The organism is Albidovulum sp., from assembly GCF_049646345.1.
Classification (GTDB): Bacteria; Pseudomonadota; Alphaproteobacteria; order Rhodobacterales; family Rhodobacteraceae; genus Albidovulum.
This window is the reverse complement of the sequence record NZ_JBARVQ010000450.1, coordinates 1-2138: the sequence shown is the minus strand read 5'-3', so window position 1 is coordinate 2138 and position 2138 is coordinate 1. Positions and strand designations below refer to the sequence as shown.

The window sequence follows — 2138 nt, the reverse complement described above, 5'->3', positions numbered from 1 at the left end:
CCCCTCTGCCGCCGCGATCAGCCGCATCGCCTCTGGTGTGGCCGCTTTGCGAGGGGCCTCGGGTGGGGCCGGCGTGACGATTTCCGCGCCAACCACCTGCAAGACAAGCCGCGCCTCGCGTGGGAATGCCAAGGCCGCCGCTCCGACGAGTGCAAGCAAAGCTGCCCCGGCGATCATCCCGATACGCATCCGCATTCCCTCCCTTATCCGTCTGGTCCGGCAATCTGGCTGACAGTAAGCCCGGCGAGTTCGCGCAAGAGCTTCCTCTCCATCGCCGCCTGAAAATCCTCAAAACCCAGGGCCACTTCGACAAAGGCGTCGGGACCCCGGATTACCTCGGCCGTGAACCAGGCGGTCAGTTCGGCCACGCCGGGATCGCCGCCATCCCAACCCTGATCCCGGTTCACGCCGATCACAAGCGCATTGACGGTGACAGGCCGCGCGCGCTGGGGCAGGGTGATATCGCGCGGCTGGGGTCCCGAATTGTTCAGCCCGTCGCCGGTCAGGTCGAGTGCTGCGCGCGGGCAATCGGGCCGCCGCGCCAGCAGCGCATCGCCATACAGCATCGCCGCTCCGACCCCTGTCGCGGGCGATCGTTCGATCCGCACGGCAGAACCTATGACACTGACCACCCGGTCGAGCGTCGTAGCATCCGTAATCTCCAGCCAGTCGAGGATCAGCCGCTGATGCCCTTCGCCGGACCAGTCAAAGACCGCCAAAGCCACCGGATAGCCCGGCGCGTCCAGCAGAACCGCGCGCACCGCATCCGAGGTCAAAGCGGCTGCCAACCCCTTTGTCTGCAACGTAAATTCCCGCTGATCGACCGAGCCTGACACATCGAGCCCGATGGCCAGGGCCTGACGGCAGGCGGCATGCGCCGGTCCGCCCGCCAGCAGAAGTGCTGCAATCCCGGCCCGGATCATTCCGTCCCCGGCACCAGCAAACCGATCACCGGGCCTTCCAGTTCCCTCAGCAGCTTTTCCTCCATCGCCGCCTCGTAATCCTCGAACCGCGTCACCTCGATGACAAAGGCGCCCGGCCCCCGGATCAGCGCTCGCCGGTAATAGTCCGCGATCTCCCGGTCGCTTTCGGCGATGGCGAGCCCGTTCACCGTCACCCGGTCCAGCGGAAATTCGCGGTAGGCCAGATCCGGTCCGAACCCCTCATTGTTGCGCCCGTCGCCTGACACATCGAGCTTGCGCTGGGCGCAATCCGGCGCCTGTTCGAATAGTCCCGCTGCATGACCAAGCGCGTAACCAAGCGCCGTCGGCATGTCATCATGGCCCCGCTCGCTGGTCGCTACCGCCGCCGCCGCGACGGCCAGATCTTTCGGCCCCGCGATCAGGGTCCAGTCCAGCAGCAGGTCCTGCTGATACCGCCCGCTCCATTCATAGACCGCCAGCGCGACACTGCCACTGCCGAAGGCCAGGAACGCCTCCTCGACCGCAGGCACCAGCAGCGCCCGAGCAAGGCCTTGCCGCTGCAGAATGTCCTCGTCCTTGTCGACCGAGGCCGAAACATCGAGCGCCAGCAACAAAGCCAGCCGACAGGCGGCGGCCGCCGGGGCCGCCGCGAGACAGAAGACCAGCGTGAGCGCCGCCCTTACCAATGGCCGGTACTCTCCATGCTGGCCCAGGGTTCCGCCGGGGCCTGTGCCGCCCCCGCCTGCAACAGCTCCACCGACACATTGTCGGGTGAGCGGACAAAGGCCATGCGTCCGTCGCGCGGCGGCCGGTTGATCACCACGCCATTCGCCTGCAGATGGGCGCAGGTCGCATAGATATCGTCGACCTCATAGGCCAGATGGCCGAAATGGCGGCTGTCCGAGGGCAGGCCTTCATCCCCGTCCCAGTTCCACGTCAGTTCCACCGGGCAATCCGGCTGCCCGGGCGGTGCCATGAAGACCAGCGTGAACCGTCCGCCCTCGCTCTCATGCCGCCGCGTCTCTTCCAGCCCCAGAAGCCGGTAGAACGCCATCGAGGCGTCGAGGTCCTTCACCCGAACCATCGTATGCAGGTATTTCAGTGCCATGCCAGCCTCCCTGATTTTCCCGCAGCCTAACAGCCCCGCCGCCCCGCCGCCAAGCGGTGCGGCAGAGAGAATTCCGCAGCCAGCCAGAAAAACTGCCCGATATACAC

4 protein-coding genes are annotated in these 2138 nt (G+C 66.3%); all 4 read right to left on the bottom strand.

All coding sequences use genetic code 11. The features are described from left to right. Positions 1-189: hypothetical protein (locus WBB85_RS11290; protein ID WP_432638714.1), on the bottom strand; the 189-nt coding region annotated here is incomplete at its 3' end. 14 nt (positions 190-203) lie between these two features. Beyond that, positions 204-923 carry a DUF1194 domain-containing protein gene (locus WBB85_RS11285; protein ID WP_432638713.1) on the bottom strand — a complete coding sequence of 240 codons (720 nt, stop codon included), beginning with the start codon at positions 921-923 and terminating at the stop codon, positions 204-206. Further along, on the bottom strand, positions 920-1609 hold the full coding sequence (locus WBB85_RS11280; protein ID WP_432638712.1) for a DUF1194 domain-containing protein: 690 nt from the start codon (positions 1607-1609) through the stop codon (positions 920-922). The genes WBB85_RS11285 and WBB85_RS11280 overlap by 4 nt, the downstream gene beginning before the upstream one ends. Continuing rightward, on the bottom strand, positions 1603-2031 hold the full coding sequence (locus tag WBB85_RS11275; protein ID WP_432638711.1) for a VOC family protein: 429 nt from the start codon (positions 2029-2031) through the stop codon (positions 1603-1605). Before WBB85_RS11275 ends, WBB85_RS11280 begins: the two co-directional genes overlap by 7 nt. Positions 2032-2138: the final 107 nt, after the last annotated feature.